Genomic DNA, 2,066 nt, shown 5'->3' on the forward strand with positions numbered 1-2,066 from the left:
CCGGGTGGATGATCATATAATGCATGGTGCGGAATTCATAACCGGGGTTGATATGTCCTGCCTGATGCATATGGAAGGCATATTGAAAAGGAAGGGAAGCAATGTCAAGGTACTGCATATCGCTGAAATATTAAATGGAGAATAGGATAATTATGAATATCGACGTCAAAGATCATGCATCATTATCGGATATTTTTAACGAGGACGAAGACCGTGTTGATTGGCACGATGAAACACTTTGGTGGATACGGCAAAAACGCGATAATGCCGTTAACCAATTACCTGAATGGGAAAGCCTGAGGGAAACTGCCTCGCAAATCAAAAACAATGTACTCTCTGATCTAAGCAATTACTTGCTGCAATTTGAAGCTAATGCCACCAAAAATGGCATAACAATCTATTGGGCGGCTGATGCTAAGGAACATAATGAAATCGTGCTTAGCCTGTTGCAATCAAAACAGGTTAAACAAATGGTAAAAAGCAAATCGATGCTTACTGAAGAATGCCATCTGAATGAATTTCTTGCAGAGAATGGAATTGATGTTATAGATTCCGATCTGGGCGAAAGGATAGTTCAACTGGCAAAAGAACCGCCAAGCCATATCGTTTTACCTTGTATCCACAAGAAGAAAGAAGAAATTGGCGAACTATTTCACCAGCACCTCGGCACCCCGGCAGGCAATGCTGATCCGCAGTTTTTAACAGAAACCGCAAGGCAGCATTTACGCGAAACATTTTTAACCAGAAGGGCCGCTCTAACTGGAGTGAACTTTGCCGTGGCAGAAACCGGCGAATTTGTCGTTTGCACAAACGAAGGAAATGCAGATATGGGCGCGCACCTGGCCGACATCCACATCGCCAGTATGGGTATTGAAAAGATCATCCCTAAAAGGAAACATCTCGGTGTATTTTTAAGATTACTTACCCGCAGCGCTACCGGGCAACCCATAACTACCTACTCCAGCCATTTCAGTAAACCCCGGCCCGGGCAGGAAATGCATATTATTATTGTAGACAATGGACGCACCGTACAATTAGGCCGCGAAGATTTTAGAAATTCATTAAAATGTATCCGCTGCGGCGCATGTATGAACACCTGCCCTGTTTATCGCAGGAGCGGCGGACACAGTTATCACAATGCCATATCGGGCCCTATTGGTTCTATCCTGGCACCAAACCTGGATATGGAAAAATATGCCGACCTGCCTTTTGCGTCAACACTTTGCGGGTCGTGCTCCAACGTTTGCCCGGTAAAAATAGATATCCACCAGCAATTGTATAAATGGCGGCAGGTAATTGTGAAAAACGGGTATGCCACCGCCGCAAAAAAAGCATCAATGCATTTGATGAGTTTTACGCTATCAACTCCTTCGGTTTATCATGTTGGCGGCAAAGCCGGCAGATGGGTTTTAAAGCATGCACCGTTTGCTGTAAACAACAAATTTAATCCATGGTATAAACACCGCGACATGCCCGAACCGCCAAAAGAGTCATTTGGAGAGTGGTACGCTAAAATCAAAAACGGCAAGTAATGAGCAGCAGAGAAAAAATATTGGCAGCCGTAGCGGCAAATCAACCCACAAAGGTCGACTTGCCTGATATTGATTTTCTAAAGGGGGCTACGGGAAATCATATCGAAAAATTCATTGGCGTACTCACCTCAATTGGGGGGAAAGCTATTGAAATAAACAGCTTTGATGACGTTAAAGCTTATATTAAACAGACCACAAACCCCGGTGACCGGGTTATAAGTACTTTTTCTGAAATGAGTGATTGTACCGAGCTGATAAACAATTATCAGGGCCTGCCACACGATTTACAGGATATTGAACTCGCTGTTATCGGCGCTGACTTAGGTGTTGCCGAAAATGGTGCAGTTTGGGTAAAAGGCGATTTACTAAACCAAAGGGTTGTGCCCTTTATCTGCCAGCATCTGGCTGTGATCCTCAAAAAGGAAGAAATCGTTGCCACCATGCATGATGCTTACAAAAAGATTGGCAATGAGGACTACGGCTTCAGCACATTCATTGCAGGGCCGTCTAAAACAGCTGATATTGAGCAGTCAC

2 protein-coding genes are annotated in these 2,066 nt (G+C 44.2%); both read left to right on the forward strand.

What is annotated here, in order from left to right; genetic code table 11:
- The first annotated feature begins 134 nt into the window (after positions 1 to 134).
- Positions 135 to 1,532 (forward strand): lactate utilization protein B, encoded by a 1,398-nt coding sequence (locus QZY09_RS18880; RefSeq protein WP_295674837.1) that lies wholly within the window; start codon positions 135 to 137, stop codon positions 1,530 to 1,532.
- The coding region (locus tag QZY09_RS18885) for an LUD domain-containing protein (protein WP_295674838.1) at positions 1,532 to 2,066 on the forward strand (535 nt) is incomplete at its 3' end. The genes QZY09_RS18880 and QZY09_RS18885, both read left to right, overlap by 1 nt.

Origin of the sequence: uncultured Mucilaginibacter sp. (assembly GCF_903913935.1) — a bacterium.
In the GTDB taxonomy this organism is placed as follows: domain Bacteria; phylum Bacteroidota; class Bacteroidia; order Sphingobacteriales; family Sphingobacteriaceae; genus Mucilaginibacter.